This is a genomic window from Micromonospora sp. CNZ280 (assembly GCF_011759515.1).
Window position 1 is genome coordinate 98351 of the sequence record NZ_JAAOYP010000001.1, and the last position, 16751, is coordinate 115101.

The following is a 16751-nucleotide window of genomic DNA, read 5'->3' on the forward strand; positions in this document are numbered from 1 at the left end:
TGTCCATGAGCGCGCTCACCTGGGCGGTGGCCGCGGTCGTCACCGACGGGGCCGGTCGGGTGCTGCTGTGCCGGCAGGGCCGGGGCGAACGCCGGTACGCGCTGCCCGGCGGGCGGCTGCGCCGGCCGGAGAGCCCGGTGCCGGCAGTGCTGCGCGACATCCGGGCCGAGACCGGCTGGGAGATCGAGATCGTCGACCTGGTCGGGCTCTACCACGTCGCCGAGCCGGTGGCCGGCCCACCGCCGGCCGGGCGGGCCGGTCCGCTGCCCGACGTGCTGGTGCACGTCTTCCGGGCCCGGGCGGTCGGCACCCGGGCGGCGGGCGAGCCGGTGGGCGGCTGCCGGCTCTCCTGGCACGACCCGGCGGACCTGCCGGCGGCGCTCACCCCCACCACCCGGGCCGCGCTCGCCGACGCGCTGGCCGGCCGCTCCGGCGTGCTGGCCGACTGCGTTCGGCCGGCCGGCCGCGCCCCTGGGCAGCGCCCCGGGCAGCCGGTGGACGGCCGAGAGGGGGGCGAGCAGCGCAGCGCCGGCCCGGCACCGACCCGCTCCCCCGCCGCCGTCCGGCCCACCCTCGGCGGCCTGGACCAGCAGTCCGCCGGTCACACCGGCTAGCCACCCGTCCTCGACTGCCGTCACCGGCTGGCCGCCCCGCCGCTTGGCCGCCGCACCACCCGGAGTGGCCGACACCCACCGGCCGGCTGCGAGGCACCGCCCGCACCCACGGCTGTACCGCCCGGACGGGCGATACCTGAGAGTCATCATGATGACTCTCAGGTATCAGCCGCTCGCGTGACTGGTGCCAACACCGCGACCCGCCCGGGCGGTCACCGAATCCGGAGGATCAAGGACCGGGCGGGCACGCGTGGGGGGGCGGTGCCGGCCGACCGGCCAGCCCCGGGACGGGGCACGTGCGGGAACGTGGTCAGCGGGCGGGGTTGCGGACGCCCTCGGCGAGTTCGGCGCTGAGCGTACGGAGCGCCGCCAGGCCGCTGTCGAGATCCGGCACGTCGAGCAGGCAGCGGACCAGCGCGCTGCCCACGATCACCCCGTCGGCGTACCCGGCGACCGTGCCGGCCTGCGCCCCGGTGCCGACGCCGAGGCCGACGCCGACCGGCAGGTCGGTGACCGCGCGGACCCGGGAGACCAGCACCGGCGCGGCCTGCGAGGTCTGCGTCCGGGCACCGGTGACACCCATGATCGCGGTGGCGTAGACGAAGCCGCGGCAGTGCTCGACGGTCATCGCCAGCCGGGCGTCGGTGGAGGACGGGGCGACCAGGAAGGTGCGGTCCAGCCCGTACGCGTCCGAGGCGGCCAGCCACTCGTCGGCCTCGTCCGGGATCAGGTCAGGCGTGATCAGCCCGGTGCCGCCGGCTGCGGCGAGGTCCCGGGCGAAGGCGTCCACGCCGTACCGCTCGATCGGGTTCCAGTAGGTCATGGTGACCACCGGGGCGCCGGTGGCAGCGACCGCCTCGATGATGCGCAGCGCGTCAGCCGTGCGTACGCCGCCGGCCAGCGCGATGTCGCTGGCCTGCTGGATCACCGGGCCGTCCATCACCGGATCCGAGTACGGGATCTCCACCTCGATCACGTCGACCCCGGCCTCGACCATCGCGGTCATCGCCGCGATGCTGCCCTCGACGGTCGGGAACCCGGCCGGCATGCAGCCGACCAGCAGGGCCCGCCCGTCGGCGCGCGCCTTGTCGAACGCCACCCCGATCCGGCTCATCAGTCACTCCTTGTCGAGGACGCCGAAGTAGTTGCCGGCGGTGTGCACGTCCTTGTCGCCCCGCCCGGAGAGGTTGACCACGATGGTGGGCTCGCGGCCCAGGTCGGCGGCGAGCTTCGGAGCGATCTTCAGGGTCCCGGCCAGCGCGTGCGCGCTCTCGATCGCCGGGATGATGCCCTCGGTACGGCAGAGCAGCTCGAACGCGGCCATCGCCTCGTCGTCGGTGACCGGCGCGTAGGTGGCCCGCCCGGTGTCGTGCAGCCAGGCGTGCTCGGGCCCGACGCCCGGGTAGTCCAGGCCGGCGGAGATCGAGTGCGACTCGCAGGTCTGCCCGTCGGCGTCCTGGAGCACGTAGGTGCGGGTGCCGTGCAGCACGCCGGTGGAGCCGCCGGTGATGCTGGCCGCGTGCCGGCCGGTCGCCACCCCGTCGCCGCCGGCCTCGAAGCCGTACAGCCGCACCTCCGGGTCGCCGACGAAGGCGTGGAAGATGCCCAACGCGTTGGAGCCGCCGCCGACGCAGGCGGTGACCGCGTCCGGCAGCGCGCCGGTGAGGTCGAGGCACTGCTGCCGGGCCTCGTCGCCGATGCCCCGGACGAAGTCGCGGACCAGCGCCGGGAACGGGTGCGGCCCGGCCGCCGTGCCGATCAGGTAGTGCGTCTCGTCGACGTTGGCCACCCAGTCACGCATCGCCTCGTTCATCGCGTCCTTGAGGGTGCGCGAGCCGGTGGTGACCGGTACGACGGTGGCGCCGAGCATCCGCATCCGGGCCACGTTCAGCGCCTGCCGCTCGGTGTCGACCTGGCCCATGTAGACCACGCACTCCAGGTCGAACAGGGCGGCGGCGGTGGCCGCGGCCACCCCGTGCTGGCCGGCGCCGGTCTCGGCGATCACCCGGCTCTTGCCCATCCGCTTGGTGAGCAGCGCCTGGCCGAGCACGTTGCGCACCTTGTGCGCGCCGGTGTGGTTGAGGTCCTCGCGCTTGAGCAGCACCCGCGCGCCGGCCCTGGCGGAGAACCGCCGGGCGGCGTAGAGCAGCGACGGGGTGCCGGCGTAGTCGCGCAGCAGCGCGGCGAACTCGGCCCGGAACGACTCGTCGGCCATCGCCGTGCGGTGCGCGGCGTCCAGCTCGTCCAGCGCCGCCACCAGCGCCTCCGGCACGAACCGGCCGCCGAAGCGGCCGAAGTGGCCCGCCGCGTCGGGGAACGGACCGGTCTCGGCGGCCAGGGCGTCGGCGCTCATGCCGGCACTCCGCTCCGCTGCGTGCCGCCATGAGGCACCACCGCGCTGAGCCTGATGATTCGCTCGCTCCGCTCGCTCATGCGGGATCCTCTCGGTGGACGAGCCGGCGCGCGCCTCAGCGCACCGGGCGGGGCGTGGCCGGGTGGTTGCCGGCGTTGACCAGTTCGGCCACCGCCTCCCGAGGGCTCTTCTGGGTGACCAGGCCCTCGCCGACCAGGACCGCGTCGGCGCCGGCCGAGGCGTACCGGATGAGGTCGTGCGGGCCGCGCACGCCGGACTCGGCGATCTTGACGACGCTGCTGGGCAGGCCGGGCGCGATCCGCTCGAACACCGAGCGGTCGACCTCCAGGGTACGCAGGTCACGGGCGTTGACGCCGATCACCTGCGCGCCCGCCTCCAGGGCCCGGTCGGCCTCCTCCTCGTCGTGCACCTCGACCAGCGCGGTCATGCCGAGCGACTCGATCCGCTCCAGCAGGCCGACCAGGGCGTTCTGCTCCAGGGCCGCGACGATCAGCAGCACCAGGTCGGCGCCGTGCGCGCGGGCCTCGTGCACCTGGTAGCTGGAGACCACGAAGTCCTTGCGCAGCACCGGGACCTGCACCGCGGCCCGGACCGCGGCGAGGTCGTCCAGCGAGCCGCCGAACCAGCGCCCCTCGGTGAGCACGCTGATCGCCCGGGCGCCACCGGCGGCGTATTCGCCGGCCAGGTCGGCCGGGTCGGCGATCTCGGCCAGCTTCCCCTTCGACGGGGAGGAGCGCTTGACCTCGGCGATCACCGCGACCCCGGGCCGGCGCAGGGCCGCGTACGCGTCCAGCGGCGGCGGCGCGGCGGCGGCCAGCTCGCGGATGCGCTCCAGCGGCACCTGCTCCTGCCGCCGGGCGACGTCCTCACGCACGCCGACCAGGATCTCGTCGAGCACGCTTGCGGACGCCGCCGGACCGGCCTCGTCCCCCTCCGCGTGCGCATGCTCAGCAGTCACCAACGGACTCCCCTCTCCGGGTGTCATGGGCCGATGCTAGGGGGCGCCACCCGAGGCCGGGAGGTGGGGGTATGGCGCGGCTCACGGAACGGCCTGCGGCATAATGGCCGACTTCGGTGAAGGCCAGATCACGTAGCGCCACCGCCGACATCGACGATCGCCCATGCGTCATTGGACCACGCGATCCCGCCCGGCGCACCCGCCGCGGCGCCGCCGGGCGGCTGTGACGAAGCTCAAGGACGAACGGCCCTGTGCAGGTGGCGGCCCCGGACGGAGAGTTGACGCGTAGGTCACCACGGCGAAACGTGAGCCAGCCAGCATGTTCGTCGGGCAGACTCGACGATGCGCCTGCCCCACCCGTTCGCCGACGATCCTCGCGCGGAGAGATCATGAGTACTGCCGGGCCCCACCAGAGCATCGGACTGACCACCATTTCCCGTACCGTCGCCTCGCTCGCCGTCGGGGTGGTGCACACCCTGGAGCGGGCCGTGGTCGGCGAGGCACGGATGCGGACCGCGCGGGGCAACGCCTGGGAGGCCGTCTGCGCCGACCGGGCCCGGGCCGACCAGCGGGCCGAGCTGGACCGCCTGGTGGCGGAGCTGGCGGCCGCCCGGGCCGCCGCCCGCGACCGCCAGCCGGTCAGCTGACCGTCGGGTCCTCGCCCCTGTCCAGCGCGTCCCACGCCTCCGTGGTGCGCTGCCCGGTGACCGGTCCCGCCGCGGCGGGCGCGCCGGGACCGGTGGCCGCGTCCCGGACCGGCCGTTCGTAGCGGGCGCCCATCGCCGGCCACCGCTGGCCGCGCAGCGCGGTGAGCACTCCGCCAGCGGCGGCGAGCAGCCCGCCGAGCAGGCAGAGCGCCGGCCAGTGCCGGCTCACCTCGCCCGGGAAGGACGCGGACAGCCCGTAGCCGCCGCCGGCCGCCACGGCGAGCCCGAGCAGGGCCAGCAGCCCGCCGAGCAGCCGCCGCAGCCGGCCCCGGGTGGCCAGCACCGCGCCGCCGCCGGCCAGCCCCACCAGGGCCAGCGCCGGCAGCCACGGCAGGAGGCTCGCGCCGGTGTGCGCGTCCCGCACCGGGGGCAGCGGCGCCGGCCGGGCGGCCAGTTCCACCGACCAGGTGCGGGTCGCGGCCCACAGCGCCAGGCCCGCGCCGGCCAGGCAGAGCAGCACCGCGTACGTCAGCTCGCGCCGCCCCGACGCCAGCCGTGCGCCCTCGGCCGGGCTCATCGAGCCGGCCTCAGGGTTTCGGCGGCGGCGATGGCGGCCAGCACCGCGGCCGCCTTGTTCCGGGTCTCCTGGTCCTCCGCGGCCGGGTCGGAGTCGGCCACCACCCCCGCGCCGGCCTGCACGTACGCCCGGCCGGCGCGGATCAGCGCGGTGCGGATGGCGATCGCCATGTCGAGGTCACCGCCGAAGCCGAAGTACCCGACCGTGCCGCCGTACAGGCCCCGCCGGACCGGCTCCAGCTCCTCGATGATCTCCATGGCCCGCACCTTGGGCGCCCCGGATAGGGTGCCGGCCGGGAAGGTCGCGGCCAGCGCGTCGAACGCGGTGCGGTCGGAGCGCAGCGTGCCCACCACTGTCGAGACGATGTGCATGACGTGGCTGTACCGCTCGATGGTGGCGAACTCGGGCACCTCGACGGTGCCCGGGCGGCACACCCGGCCCAGGTCGTTGCGGCCCAGGTCGACCAGCATCACATGCTCGGCCCGCTCCTTCGGGTCGGCGAGCAGCTCGGCGGCGAGCCGGGCGTCGGCGGCCGGGGTGGCGCCGCGCGGCCGGGTGCCGGCGATCGGGTGCAGCAGCGCCCGCCGCTGCCCGCCGTCCTCGACGGTCACCTTGAGGTGCGCCTCCGGCGACGAGCCGACGATGTCGAAGTCGTCGAAGCGCAACAGGTACATGTACGGGCTGGGGTTGGTGGTGCGCAGCACCCGGTAGACGTCGAGCGGGTCGGCGTGGGTCTGCCGCTCGAACCGCTGCGCCAGCACGATCTGGAAGCACTCGCCGGCCCGGATCGCCTCCTTGGCCGCCTCCACCGCCTTCGGGTAGCCGCCGTCCGGCGTACGGCTGCGCACCTCGCCGGCCGGCGGGCGCTCCACCGTCGAGATCATCGGCGGGATGGGCCGGGACAGCGCGGTGGTCATCGCGTCCAGCCGGCCCACCGCGTGGTGGTATGCGGCGACCACCAGCGCGTCCCGGTCCGGCGCGTCCGGCGGCGGCAGGACCGCGTTGGCGACCAGGATCGCGGAGCCCTCGTAGTGGTCGAGCACCACCAGGTCGGTGGCGAGCATCATGCCCAACTCGGGCAGGTTCAGGTCGTCCTCGGTCAGCTCGGGCAGCCGCTCGAAGCGCCGGACCAGGTCGTAGCCGAGGTAGCCGACCATGCCGCCGGTCAGCGGCGGCATCCCGGCGGCCGGCTCGGCGGCCGGGCCGGCGAGCGCCTCGACGGTGGCGCGCAGCACCTGCACCGGGTCGCCGGTGGTGGGCAGCCCGGCCGGCGGCTGGCCGAGCCAGGTCGCGCGGCCGTCCCGCTCGACCAGGGTGGCACTGCTGCGTACGCCGATGAACGAGTAGCGCGACCAGGCCAGCCCGGCGGACCCGACGCCCTGCTCGGCGGACTCCAGCAGGAAGGTGCCCGGGCCGCCGGCGAGCTTGCGGTAGACCCCGACCGGGGTCTCCGCGTCGGCAAGCAGCCGGCGGGTGACCGGGACGACCCGGCGGTCGGCGGCGAGCGCGGTGAAGGTGGCCGCGTCCGGGCTCACCCGGCCGTCGGTCACGACCGGTCCCCCGCCGCGTCGACCGGCAGCTCGGTGAAGAAGCAGCTGCGGTGCCCGGTGTGGCAGGCGGCGCCCACCTGCTCAACGCTGACCAGCAGCGCGTCCCCGTCGCAGTCCAGGGCGACCGAGCGGACGTACTGGTGGTGCCCGGAGGTGGCGCCCTTGACCCAGTACTCGCGCCGGCTGCGCGACCAGTAGGTGGCCCGGCCGGTGGTCAGCGTGCGGTGCAACGCCTCGTCGTCCATCCAGGCGACCATCAGCACCTCGCCGGTGTCGTGCGCGCGGACCACGGCGGCCACCAGGCCGTCCGGGGTGCGGCGCAGCCGGGCCGCGATGGCCGGGTCGAGCCGGGACGGGCGGGCCGGGCCGCCGTCCGCCGGCCCGCTCGGGCGGGGGTGGGCGCCGGTCACCGGCGCGTCAGGTACGGACACAGTGACCCATTGTCCCGCACGCGGCGCGGGCACCGGCGACGACTCCCGCCGGGGGCGTGGCGGCCGGCCGGCGGGCCGGGTCAGCTGGGCGACGTAGCGGTCCAGCCGCCCGTCGACCAGCGCCTCGGCCAGGTCCGTCCCGGCCGCCTCGGCGATCTCGGCGGCGTACCGGCGGACCAGCGGCAGGACGCCGGTGACCAGGCGGGCCGCGGCCGCGCCGAGCTGGCCGGTGGAGCCCGGGCGCAGCCCCAGGCAGAGCAGCATGTCGTCGCGGTAGTTGGGGGGCGCCACCGGCAGGGCGAGCGCGGCGGCGAAGGCCGCCCGGCGGGAGACCACCCGGACCGAGGCGTTGGCCAGCCGGAGCACCGACGGGCAGAGCCGGGCCAGGTCGGCGGCGGCCAGCCGGACGCCGAGTTGGTCGCCGGTGTCCCGGGCCGCGGCGACCTTGCCGAGGGTGGCGACCAGTTCCTCCAGTTGCGGCTCGCCGGCCGGCTGGCAGAGCACCGGCAGGTCGATCCGGGGCCGCCAGTGCGGATCGGCCCAGAGCAGCCGGGCGGGCGCGGCGACCGGCAGCCCGAACGCCCAGTCGGCCGGTTCGCCGAGCCGGGTGACCCAGGACCGGACGTCCCGGGCGGCCACCGAGACGTGGGTCAGCCGGCCGGCGTGCTCGGCCAGGTAGGCCCGGCGGGCGGCGTACGGGGCACCGCCGAGCAGCACATCGACGTCGACGTCGCTGTGCGCGGTGGCGGCCCGCCGGGCGTGGCTGCCGCGCAGCATGATGCCGACGACGGGCCGCTCGGCCGCCGCCCGCAGCCGGGCGGTCCAGTCCGCGAGGAACCCACTGTCCGGTGACGGAGGGTAGTCCACCCGAATCATCGTGCCGTACGCCCAGATCAGGGCGCAATGCCCGATGACGGGCCAGGTGTCTGGTCCGGGGCCTATGACCCTTCGCAGCGGCCCTCCGCCCGCCGGTACGCGTCGATCTTGTGGTCGAGGACCTTCAGGTCCTCGGCCAGCTCGGCCATCCGCGCCAGCACCCGGGCCCGGTGCGCCTCGAACAGGGCCCGCCGGGCGCCGAGCGTGCCGTCGCCCTGGCGGGCCAGGTCGGCGTAGCGGCGCATGTCCCGCACCGGCATCCCGGTGCGCCGCAGCCGGGTGAGCAGGAGGAGCCAGTCGACGTCCCCGGCGGTGTACCGGCGCCGCCCGGCCGAGTCCCGCCCGACCGGGGCCACCAGCCCCTCCTGCTCGTACCAGCGCAGCGTGTAGGTGGTGAGGCCGACCCGCTCGGCCGCCTCGCCGACGGTGAGGGTGCTCTCCCGCGTGCTGATGTCCACGCTCCCAGGCTTCCAGTTCGAGCGTGCTCGAAGTCAAGCCCCGTTGCGCGGGCGGCGGTATCTCATCTAGCGTTGAGTTCATCAGGTGTTGAGTTTTTGGGGAGGTGTGCGATGGACTACGCGATCGCCGTCCGCGACCTGGTCGTCGACCGGGGCGGGCGGCGGGTGCTGCACGGGATCAGCGCCACGGTGCCGCGCGGCACGGTCACCGGGCTGCTCGGCCCGAGCGGCAGCGGCAAGACCACGCTGATGCGCGCGGTGGTCGGCGTGCAGGTGGTCACCGCCGGCACGGTCACCGTGCTGGGCCGGCCCGCCGGCTCGGCCGAGCTGCGTCGCCGGGTCGGTTACCTGACCCAGGCGCCGAGCGTCTACGCCGACCTCACCGTGCGGGAGAACGCGCGCTACTTCGCCGCGCTGCACGGGCGCAGCCGGGCCGATGCCGACCGGGCGGTGACCGACGTCGGGCTCGCCGACGCCGCGACCCAGCTGGTCGGCACCCTTTCCGGCGGCCAGCACAGCCGGGCGTCGCTGGCCTGCGCCCTGGTCGGTGACCCGGAGCTGGTCATCCTCGACGAGCCGACCGTCGGGCAGGACCCGGTGCTGCGGGCCGACCTCTGGGCCCGGTTCCACGAGCTGGCGGCGGCCGGAACGGCCCTGCTGGTGTCCAGCCACGTGATGGACGAGGCGGCCCGCTGCGACCGGCTGCTGCTCATCCGGGAGGGGCGGCTGATCGCCGACGACACGCCGGACGCGATCCGGGCCGCCGCCGGGGTGACCGACCTCGATGAGGCGTTCCTGCGGCTGATCAGGGCGCGCGAGACGGCCGGCACGGGTGGTACGGCCGGTGCCGCCGGAGGGGAGACGTCGTGAACCCGAGGATCCTGGCGGTCACCACCGGCCGCATCCTGCGCCAGCTGCGCCACGACCGGCGTACCGTGGCCCTGCTGCTGGTGGTGCCGACCCTGCTGCTCGCCCTGGTCTACTACATGTACGCCGACCAGCCCGCCCCGCCGGGCCAGCCGTCCGCCTTCGACCGGATCGCGCTGATCATGCTCGGCTTCTTCCCGTTCATCGTGATGTTCCTGGTGACCAGCATCGCGATGCTCCGCGAACGCACCACCGGCACGCTGGAACGCCTGCTCACCACCCCGCTGGCCAAGGCCGACCTGCTCTTCGGCTACGGCATCGCCTTCGGGCTGGCGGGCGCGGTGCAGTCCACCGTCGCCTCGGCCGCGGCGTACTGGCTGTTCGACCTGGACACCGCCGGCAGCAGCGGGCTGGTCATCATGATCGCCGCGGTGAACGCGGTGCTCGCGGTGGCGCTGGGCCTGTTCTGCAGTGCCTTCGCCCGCACCGAGTTCCAGGCCGTACAGTTCATGCCGGTCGTGGTCGCCCCTCAGCTGCTGCTCTGCGGGCTCTTCGTGCCCCGGGGCGAGATGGCCGGCTGGTTGCAGGCGGTCAGCGACGTGCTGCCGCTGTCGTACGCCGTCGAGGCGTTGCAGGAGGTCGGCGCGAACGCCGAGCCGACCGGCACCATGTGGCGGGACGTCGCGGTGGTCGGCGGCGCGGCGGTGCTGGCCCTGGTGCTGGCCGCGGCCACCCTGCGGCGGCGCAGCGGCTGACCCGGTCGGCGTCCCGGCCCGGCGGGCCGGGACGCCGACCACCTGACGAGTACGGACGAAGGGCGGCGATGGCACGGCGGACCGGCCGACGACCAGGCAAGCCGGACACCCGGGAGGCGATCCTCGACGCGGCGCGCGCCGCGTTCGCCGAACGGGGCTTCGACGGGGCCTCCATCCGGGCCATCGCCGCCACGGCCGGGGTCGACCCGGCCCTGGTGCACCATTACTTCGGCAGCAAGGACCAGCTCTTCCTGGCCGCCATGAACGCGCCCGTCAACCCGGGCGAACTGATCCCACGGATCGTCGCCGGCGACCGCGACGGTCTCGGCGAGCGGCTGGTGCGCCTCTTCCTCGGGGTCTGGGACTCCCCGGCCGGCACGGCCGGCGTGGCGCTGCTGCGCTCCGCGATGAGCAACGAGTGGACCGCCAAGCTGCTGCGTGAGTTCCTGGTCACCCAGGTGCTCCGCCGGGTGCTCGACCACCTCGACGTCGACCCGGCCGAGCTGCCGCTGCGCGGCTCGCTGGTGGCCAGTCAGCTGATCGGGCTGGCCGTCATGCGGCACGTGGTACGGCTGGAGCCGGTCGCCTCCGCCCCGGCGGAGACCCTGGTCGCCGCCGTGGCCCCCACCGTGCAGCGCTACCTCACCGGCGACCTGCCCACCTGACCCCGGCCCTGCTCCGCGTGCGGCTGCCGCCGCCCCGCAACCACGAACGCCGCCGAACCACCGCCCCGAACGGTCCACCGCGCGGCACACCGGCTTCTGGGTGCACCTGTTGTCACCCCCGCTACCACAGCTGCACCCGAACCCGGGGGGCCACCGAACCCGGGGGGGCCACCGAACCGGGGGGCCGCGGAGGCGGGCGGGTCAGGCGGGTTCGGCGTGGCCGGTCGTGGCGGCCCGGCACAGCATCGGGTGCAGCAGGCGGGCCAGTTCGGCGTGGTCGGCGACCGGTTGCGGGAAGGTCAGCCGGGCCCGCCGCCGCGCGCCGGGCCGCCCGTACGAGACCATCAGGCCGTACCGGTCGATCCGCACCACCCGGGGCACGCCGTGGCCGCCGCCGTCGGCCAGGCCGAGCTGCCGGCGCAGGTAGCCGGTCACCTCGGCGGCGTGGTGCTCGGCGAGGTCGGCCAGCAGCTCGCCCTCGACCGGGTGCAGCGGATCCGGCTCCGCCTCGGCGTACACCTCGGGGTCGATCCGGCGCACGGAGCCGGCGCGGTCCCAGCGGGCCTCGACCACCTCGAAGCGGTACAGCCGGAACCGGGTGCCGACGTCGAGCAGGTCACCGGTCGGGTCCATGGCGGCGAAGTCGAGGGCGGCCTGCCGGGCCTCGTCGCCGTCGAGCCGGGTCGCCCAGCCGGAGACCCAGGCCCGGCCGAGCGACGGCGCGCCGGCCGACGGGGGCAGGTCGAGCACGTCGAGCACCGCCGGGACGTCGGTGTCGCCGTCGGCCGGACGCAGCGCGGCGGCGAGGTCGCTGACCACCGGCACCAGGAGCAGCACCCGACCCTCCGGGTCGGTGACGTGCCGGACGTGGTGCGGGCCGGGCCGGTGGGCCACGTGGACCAGGCCGGGCAGTCGGCCCGCGACGAGGGTTCGGACAATCTCCGCCGGGCTGGGCCGCATGGCACGACCTCCTCAGCAGGTTAGGCTTACCTAAGTGCAGGCTAGAGCACCGGAACGGAGACGTCCAGCCTGAACCACGCCAGGCCCAAGGCCAGGCATCTGGCCAGCCACGGGCACTTCACGGTCGACGGCCGCAAGGTCGACCGCCCCTCCTACCGGCTGCGCCCCGGCCATTGCGACGAGCAGCTCCTCGTGGAATTCCACTCCCGCTGACCGGACCCCTCGCGATCTTGCAGTTTGTGCCCCCGATCCACGGCATTCGCCGCTTTTTCCGGGGCGGAAACTGCAAGATCGCGGGGAGGGGTCAGCGGGTCTGCTCCAGCCAGGAGGCGTAGAGGAGGGCGTAGACCGAGTCGGGGTCGCGGAGCAGGTCCTCGTGCGGGCCGCGCTGCACGATCCGCCCCCGGTCCACCACGATCACCTCGTCGGCGGACTGCGCGGTGGAGAGCCGGTGCGCGATGGCGAGGGTGGTCCGGCCCCGGGTCACGGCGTCCAGGGTGCGTTGCAGCCGCACCTCGGTAGCCGGGTCGACCGCGCTGGTCGCCTCGTCCAGCACCAGCAGGTCCGGGTCCGCCACGTACGCCCGGGCCAGCGCGACCAGCTGCCGCTCCCCCACGCTCAGCGCCTCGCCACGCTCGCCGACCGGGGTTTGCAGGCCGGACGGCAGCCCGTCCAGCCAGTCGGCCAGCCCCAGCTCGGTGAAGGCCGCGGCGAGGTCGTCGTCGGTCAGCTCCGGCCGGGCGAACCGCACGTTGTCCGCCACCGTGGCGTCGAACAGGAACCCGTCCTGCGGGACCATCACCACCCGCGAGCGCAGCGAGTCGAACCGGACCTGGTCCAGTGGCACGCCGGAGAGCAGCACCTCACCGGCGGTCGGGTCCATCAGCCGGGTGAGCAGCTTGGCGAAGGTGGTCTTGCCGCTGCCGGTCTCGCCGACCACCGCCACCCGGCTCTTCGCCGGGATCTCCACGTCGATGTCGTGCAGCACCGGCGGCCCGCCCGGATAGGCGAAGCGGACACCGGCGAAGCGGATGTCCAGCGGGCCCGGCGGCAACTCCCGGCCCTGCTCCCCCGGGTCGGCCACGTCCGGCGCCACGTCCAGCACGTCCAGCACCCGGCGCCAGCCGGCGATGGCGTTCTGCGCCTCGTTGAGCACCTCGGTGGCGATCTGCACCGGCTGGATGAAGAGCGTCACCAGGAACAGGAACGCGGTCACCTCGCCGATGCTCAGCGTGCGGTCGGCGCCGAGGGTCACCCCGAGCACCACCACCCCGGCCAGCGCCAGCCCGGCGGCCAGCTCGCCGACCGAACTGCCCATGATGCTGATCCGGATCGCCCGCTGCTGCGCCCGGCGCTGGCTGTCGATCGCCTCGTCCAACCGGCGCGCGGTCCGCCCGGCGATCCCGTACGCCCGGATCACCGGCGCCCCGACCACGCTCTCCCCGATCGCGCCGAGCAGCGCACCGGTGCGCTGGCGGACCACCCCGTACGCGGTGCCGAGGCGGCGCTGGAGCACCCGGATCACGAACACCGCCGGCAGGAACGCGGCGAAGACCACCAGCGTCAGCTGCCAGGAGTACGCGAGCATCACCACCGTGGTGACCACCAGCTGACCCAGGTTGATCACCAGGATCACGCCGCCCCACTGGAGGAACTGGGTGATCTGGTCGACGTCGCTGGTCACCCGGGAGACCAGCGAGCCGCGCCGCTCGGACTGCTGGTGCAGCATGGACAGGTCGTGCACGTGCCGGAACGCCCGGATCCGCACGTTGGCCAGCGCCGTCTCGCTGACCGTGAACAGCCGGCGCATCATCAGGTAGCCGCAGAGCGTGGTCACCACCAGCACCGCGGCGGTGATGGCGACCACCGTCCAGACCACGCCGAGGTCGAGCCCGCCGACGATGCCCCGGTCGATGCCCTGCTGCACGGCCACCGGTACGGCCGCCCGCCCCACCATGTAGACCAGGGCCAGAGCCAGCGTGCCGGCCAGGCCGACCCGCAGCTCCGGCGAGAGCGCCAGCCCGCGCCGCAGCGTCCGCCACGTCGTCTCGGTCGGCTCGGGCTGCACGGTCGCCTCGGCCCGCTGCTCGGACGCCGTAACACTCACCGGGCCTGCCTCTCGTTCGCGACTGCGGGGCTCCGCTCCGCTGCACTCCTCGCGCTCACCGGGCCTGCCTCTCGTTCGCGACTGCGGGGCTCCGCTCCGCTGCACTCCTCGCGCTCACCGGTCCACCTCGATCTCCAGGCCCGAGGTCAGCGGCGGCGTGACCTCGTCGTCGTACGGCCGTTCCTGCGCGCGGTCGACCTCCGCCTGCTCGTAGGCGGTGACCAGATCGGCGTAGCCGGGCACGGTGGCGAGCAGCTCGGTGTGGGTGCCCCGGGCCACCACCCGCCCCTGCTCCAGGTAGATCACCTCGTCGGCCAGCGCGATGGTGGCCCGGCGGTAGGCGACCACCAGGATCGACGCGGCCGGCGCCGAGGCGTCCGCCGCCGGCGAGCGCAGCCCGGCCAGGATGGCCGCCTCCACCCGGGGGTCGACCGCGCTGGTCGCGTCGTCGAGCACCAGCAGACGGGGCCGGCCGGCCAGCGCGCGGGCCAGGGTGAGCCGCTGCCGCTGCCCGCCGGAGAGCGAGGTGCCGCGCTCGCCGACCCGGGTGTCCAGCCCCTCGGGCAGCGCCGCGACGAACCCGTCCGCCTCGGCCAGCCGCAGCGCCGCCCAGACGTCGTCGTCGCCGATGCCCGGCCGGTCCAGGGTGATGTTGGCCCGGACGGTGTCGTCGAAGATGAACGGCACCTGGGCCACCAGGGCGGCGGTGCCGGCCAGCGAGGCGGCGGTCAGCCGGCGGACGTCCACCCCGTCCAGGGCGACCGTGCCGGAGCGCGGGTCGACCAGCCGGACGGCCAGCGACGCGATCGTCGACTTGCCGGCGCCGGTCGGCCCGACCAGGGCGACGGTCTTCCCGGCCGGGACGGTGAAGGAGACCTCGCCGAGCACCTCGGTGCCGGGCAGGTGCGCCTCGGCCGGCTCGTAGCCGAAGCAGACGTCGGTGAAGGTGAGCGTGGCGGGCCGGGGGTCGGCCGGGTCGAGCACGGTGTCCCCGTACGGCATCTCGCCGGTGGCGTCGAGCACCCGGCGCACCCGGTCCCAGCCGGCGACGCTGCGCGGCAGCTCGGCCAGCACCCAGCCGATCGCCCGCACCGGGAACGCCAGCACAGTGAACAGGAAGGCCACACTGACCAGCTCGGCGACGCTGATCGCGCCCTGGCGCAGCCGGAACGTGCCGACCACCAGCACGGCGAGCGTGCCGAGGCTGGGCAGCGTCTCCAGCATCGGGTCGAAGACGCCGCGCAGCCGGCCCACCGAGACCAGCGCGTCGCGCAGCTCGCCGGCCCGATCGGCGAACCGGCGGGTCTCCTGGGCCTCCCGGCCCATCGTCTTGACCACCAGGGCGCCGTCGAAGCTCTCGTGGGCGATGCCGCTCACCTCGGCCCGCAGCCGCTGCGCCCGCGCCTGCCGCGGCGCCATCCGGCGGGAGTAGACCACGTTGAGCGTGAACAGCGCCGGGAAGACGGCCAGCCCGACCAGGGCCAGCGCCCAGTCGGTGGCGAAGAGCGAGGCCACCGCGCCGACCAGCATCACCAGCGTGCCGACCGCGAACGGCAGCGGCGCGATCGGGTACCAGGCGGCCTCCACGTCCGAGTTCGCGTTGGACAGCAGCGTGCCGGTGGCGTTGCGGTGGTGCCAGGACAGCGGCAGCTCCAGGTAGCGCCGGGTGACCCGGCGGCGGTACGCGGCCTGGAGGCGGTACTGCATGTAGCCGGCGCCGAGCCGGCGGCCGACGATGCCGGCCACCCGCAGCACGCTGATCCCGAGCAGTGCCGTGGCGGCGAGCGCGAGCGTGCCCACCCCCACCGAACCGCGCGCGATCGCCGGCACCACCACGTCGCCGACCACCGTGCCGACGACGTACGCGCTGGCGATCACCATGCTGCCGAACAGCACGCTGCCGGCGACCGCGACCGCGAAGATGCGCGGCTGCTCCCGGATCGCCCGACCGAGGACGGCCAGCCCTCGACCGAGCACGTCCCGACTTGTCCTGCTCGCCACGCTCTCCCCCGCCGTAAGCCGCAATTATCTCCCTCATCCTTACCGGTCGGGGCGAGCTCCGCCGACCCGTACCGGTATGGCCGGCGTCACGCGCCCCGCGGTCGCCGCCGCCCGCACACCGCGACCCCGCCGCCGGCACGGCGCGGCCCGCCCGGGTTCCGCCTAGGATCGATCCATGTCTCGGTACGCCCGATCGGAGCGCGAGGCGCTCGCCGACCTGATGTTGACGCTGGGACCGGACGCACCGACGGTCAACACCGGGTGGACCACCCGCGACCTGGCCGCGCACCTGGTGGTGCGGGAGCGCCGGCCGGACGCCGCCGGCGGGATCGTGCTCGCGCCGCTGCGCGGGTACGCCGAACGGGTCCGCCGGCGGATCGCCGCCCGACCCTGGACGCAGCTGGTCGGCCAGGTGCGCCGCCCACCGGTGTGGAGCCCGGTGAGCAACCCGGTGACCGACGAGCTGGCCAACACCCTGGAGTTCTTCATCCACCACGAGGACGTCCGCCGGGCCGGGGAGCGATGGCAGCCGCGTGACCTGCCGGCCGGCCTCTCCGCCGCGCTGTGGCGGCGCTGCTCGCCGCTGGCCCGGCTGGCGCTGCGCCGGTTCCCGGCCGACCTCTTCGTCCAGGCGCCCGGGCACGGCGAGCTGAGTGTGGGCCGCGGCGGCGAGCCGGTGCGGATGGTGGGCGCGCCGGGCGAGCTGGCACTGTTCCTCACCGGCCGGCAGCGGGTCGCCCGGGTGCAGATCGACGGGGCGGCGGAGCTGGCCGAGCGGCTGCGCGCCGCCCACCTGGGTTTGTGACCTGGTGTTCGCAATCGGTCACACGGAGACCTGAAACCCCGGCCACCCGAACGATGGGCGCCGATTCCTGCTCCCGTAGGCTGTGCCGCGTCGTCCCGTGGGGGAC

At 75.1% G+C, this 16751-nt stretch carries 17 protein-coding genes and 1 pseudogene; 7 read left to right on the forward strand and 11 right to left on the reverse strand.

From position 1 onward, the window contains the following. Positions 1–5: 5 nt before the first annotated feature. Positions 6–614 (forward strand): NUDIX domain-containing protein, encoded by a 609-nt coding sequence (locus FHX32_RS00435; RefSeq protein ID WP_167178427.1) that lies wholly within the window; start codon positions 6–8, stop codon positions 612–614. A 310-nt stretch (positions 615–924) separates the two neighbouring features. On the opposite strand, the gene trpA is transcribed toward FHX32_RS00435, so the two are convergent. From trpA to trpC, 3 genes are all read right to left on the reverse strand, one after another. After that, positions 925–1728, reverse strand: a complete 804-nt coding sequence (gene trpA / locus FHX32_RS00440) for a tryptophan synthase subunit alpha (RefSeq protein ID WP_167178429.1) — start codon at positions 1726–1728, stop codon at positions 925–927. A gap of 3 nt (positions 1729–1731) precedes the next feature. Then, positions 1732–2967, reverse strand: coding sequence for a tryptophan synthase subunit beta (gene trpB / locus FHX32_RS00445; RefSeq protein ID WP_167178432.1), 1236 nt, complete (start codon positions 2965–2967; stop codon positions 1732–1734). Between the two features lie 115 nt (positions 2968–3082). Next, positions 3083–3886, reverse strand: coding sequence for an indole-3-glycerol phosphate synthase TrpC (gene trpC, locus FHX32_RS00450; RefSeq protein WP_486481060.1), 804 nt, complete (start codon positions 3884–3886; stop codon positions 3083–3085). 449 nt (positions 3887–4335) lie between these two features. On the opposite strand from trpC, the gene FHX32_RS00455 reads away from it, so the two are divergent. Continuing rightward, positions 4336–4593, forward strand: coding sequence for a hypothetical protein (locus FHX32_RS00455; protein ID WP_167178436.1), 258 nt, complete (start codon positions 4336–4338; stop codon positions 4591–4593). Here the strand turns inward: FHX32_RS00455 and FHX32_RS00460 are convergent. From FHX32_RS00460 to FHX32_RS00475, 5 genes and pseudogenes are all read right to left on the reverse strand, one after another. After that, entirely contained in the window at positions 4586–5170 is a 585-nt protein-coding gene (locus tag FHX32_RS00460) for a Trp biosynthesis-associated membrane protein (protein ID WP_167178437.1), read from the reverse strand. The genes FHX32_RS00455 and FHX32_RS00460 overlap by 8 nt on opposite strands. Continuing rightward, on the reverse strand, positions 5167–6720 hold the full coding sequence (locus FHX32_RS00465; protein ID WP_167178439.1) for an anthranilate synthase component I: 1554 nt from the start codon (positions 6718–6720) through the stop codon (positions 5167–5169). The genes FHX32_RS00460 and FHX32_RS00465 overlap by 4 nt, the downstream gene beginning before the upstream one ends. Beyond that, complete coding sequence (gene hisI / locus FHX32_RS34780) at positions 6717–7151, reverse strand: phosphoribosyl-AMP cyclohydrolase (RefSeq protein ID WP_088997519.1); 435 nt, start codon at positions 7149–7151, stop codon at positions 6717–6719. Before hisI ends, FHX32_RS00465 begins: the two co-directional genes overlap by 4 nt. A 192-nt stretch (positions 7152–7343) precedes the next feature. Continuing rightward, positions 7344–8027, reverse strand: a pseudogene (locus FHX32_RS34785) (phosphoribosyl-AMP cyclohydrolase); the annotation flags it as partial. A 62-nt stretch (positions 8028–8089) separates the two neighbouring features. Next, entirely contained in the window at positions 8090–8485 is a 396-nt protein-coding gene (locus FHX32_RS00475; RefSeq protein ID WP_167178443.1) for a MerR family transcriptional regulator, read from the reverse strand. A gap of 111 nt (positions 8486–8596) precedes the next feature. Here FHX32_RS00475 and FHX32_RS00480 point away from each other — a divergent pair, with 111 nt between their 5' ends. From FHX32_RS00480 to FHX32_RS00490, 3 genes are all read left to right on the forward strand, one after another. Beyond that, positions 8597–9355, forward strand: coding sequence for an ABC transporter ATP-binding protein (locus tag FHX32_RS00480; protein WP_167178445.1), 759 nt, complete (start codon positions 8597–8599; stop codon positions 9353–9355). After that, complete coding sequence (locus tag FHX32_RS00485; protein WP_167178447.1) at positions 9352–10107, forward strand: ABC transporter permease; 756 nt, start codon at positions 9352–9354, stop codon at positions 10105–10107. The genes FHX32_RS00480 and FHX32_RS00485 overlap by 4 nt, the downstream gene beginning before the upstream one ends. A gap of 68 nt (positions 10108–10175) precedes the next feature. After that, positions 10176–10772 carry a TetR/AcrR family transcriptional regulator gene (locus FHX32_RS00490; protein WP_167178449.1) on the forward strand — a complete coding sequence of 199 codons (597 nt, stop codon included), beginning with the start codon at positions 10176–10178 and terminating at the stop codon, positions 10770–10772. A gap of 201 nt (positions 10773–10973) precedes the next feature. On the opposite strand, the gene FHX32_RS00495 is transcribed toward FHX32_RS00490, so the two are convergent. Next, positions 10974–11732: a DUF2470 domain-containing protein gene (locus FHX32_RS00495; RefSeq protein WP_167178451.1), complete on the reverse strand. Its 759-nt coding sequence runs from the start codon at positions 11730–11732 to the stop codon at positions 10974–10976. Positions 11733–11801: 69 nt separating this feature from the next. On the opposite strand from FHX32_RS00495, the gene FHX32_RS00500 reads away from it, so the two are divergent. After that, on the forward strand, positions 11802–11945 hold the full coding sequence (locus FHX32_RS00500; protein ID WP_486481061.1) for a S4 domain-containing protein: 144 nt from the start codon (positions 11802–11804) through the stop codon (positions 11943–11945). 91 nt (positions 11946–12036) lie between these two features. Here FHX32_RS00500 and FHX32_RS00505 read toward each other — a convergent pair whose 3' ends face one another. Together FHX32_RS00505 and FHX32_RS00510 are read right to left on the reverse strand one after the other, a co-directional pair. Next, positions 12037–13800 (reverse strand): ABC transporter ATP-binding protein, encoded by a 1764-nt coding sequence (locus FHX32_RS00505; RefSeq protein WP_167182013.1) that lies wholly within the window; start codon positions 13798–13800, stop codon positions 12037–12039. A gap of 153 nt (positions 13801–13953) precedes the next feature. After that, on the reverse strand, positions 13954–15840 hold the full coding sequence (locus tag FHX32_RS00510) for an ABC transporter ATP-binding protein (protein ID WP_167178453.1): 1887 nt from the start codon (positions 15838–15840) through the stop codon (positions 13954–13956). A 175-nt stretch (positions 15841–16015) separates the two neighbouring features. Here FHX32_RS00510 and FHX32_RS00515 point away from each other — a divergent pair, with 175 nt between their 5' ends. Continuing rightward, on the forward strand, positions 16016–16645 hold the full coding sequence (locus FHX32_RS00515; RefSeq protein ID WP_167178455.1) for a TIGR03085 family metal-binding protein: 630 nt from the start codon (positions 16016–16018) through the stop codon (positions 16643–16645). Positions 16646–16751: the final 106 nt, after the last annotated feature.

Bases quoted from the DNA above. Each gene is read 5' to 3' on its own strand.
- FHX32_RS00480 (WP_167178445.1), top strand. From the start codon at position 8,597: ATGGACTACGCGATCGCCGTCCGCGACCTGGTCGTCGACCGGGGCGGG.
- FHX32_RS00460 (WP_167178437.1), bottom strand. From the start codon at position 5,170: ATGAGCCCGGCCGAGGGCGCACGGCTGGCGTCGGGGCGGCGCGAGCTG.
- FHX32_RS00435 (WP_167178427.1), top strand. From the start codon at position 6: ATGAGCGCGCTCACCTGGGCGGTGGCCGCGGTCGTCACCGACGGGGCC.
- FHX32_RS00515 (WP_167178455.1), top strand. From the start codon at position 16,016: ATGTCTCGGTACGCCCGATCGGAGCGCGAGGCGCTCGCCGACCTGATG.
- FHX32_RS00490 (WP_167178449.1), top strand. From the start codon at position 10,176: ATGGCACGGCGGACCGGCCGACGACCAGGCAAGCCGGACACCCGGGAG.
- trpB (WP_167178432.1), bottom strand. From the start codon at position 2,967: ATGAGCGCCGACGCCCTGGCCGCCGAGACCGGTCCGTTCCCCGACGCG.
- FHX32_RS00495 (WP_167178451.1), bottom strand. From the start codon at position 11,732: ATGCGGCCCAGCCCGGCGGAGATTGTCCGAACCCTCGTCGCGGGCCGA.
- trpA (WP_167178429.1), bottom strand. From the start codon at position 1,728: ATGAGCCGGATCGGGGTGGCGTTCGACAAGGCGCGCGCCGACGGGCGG.
- FHX32_RS00455 (WP_167178436.1), top strand. From the start codon at position 4,336: ATGAGTACTGCCGGGCCCCACCAGAGCATCGGACTGACCACCATTTCC.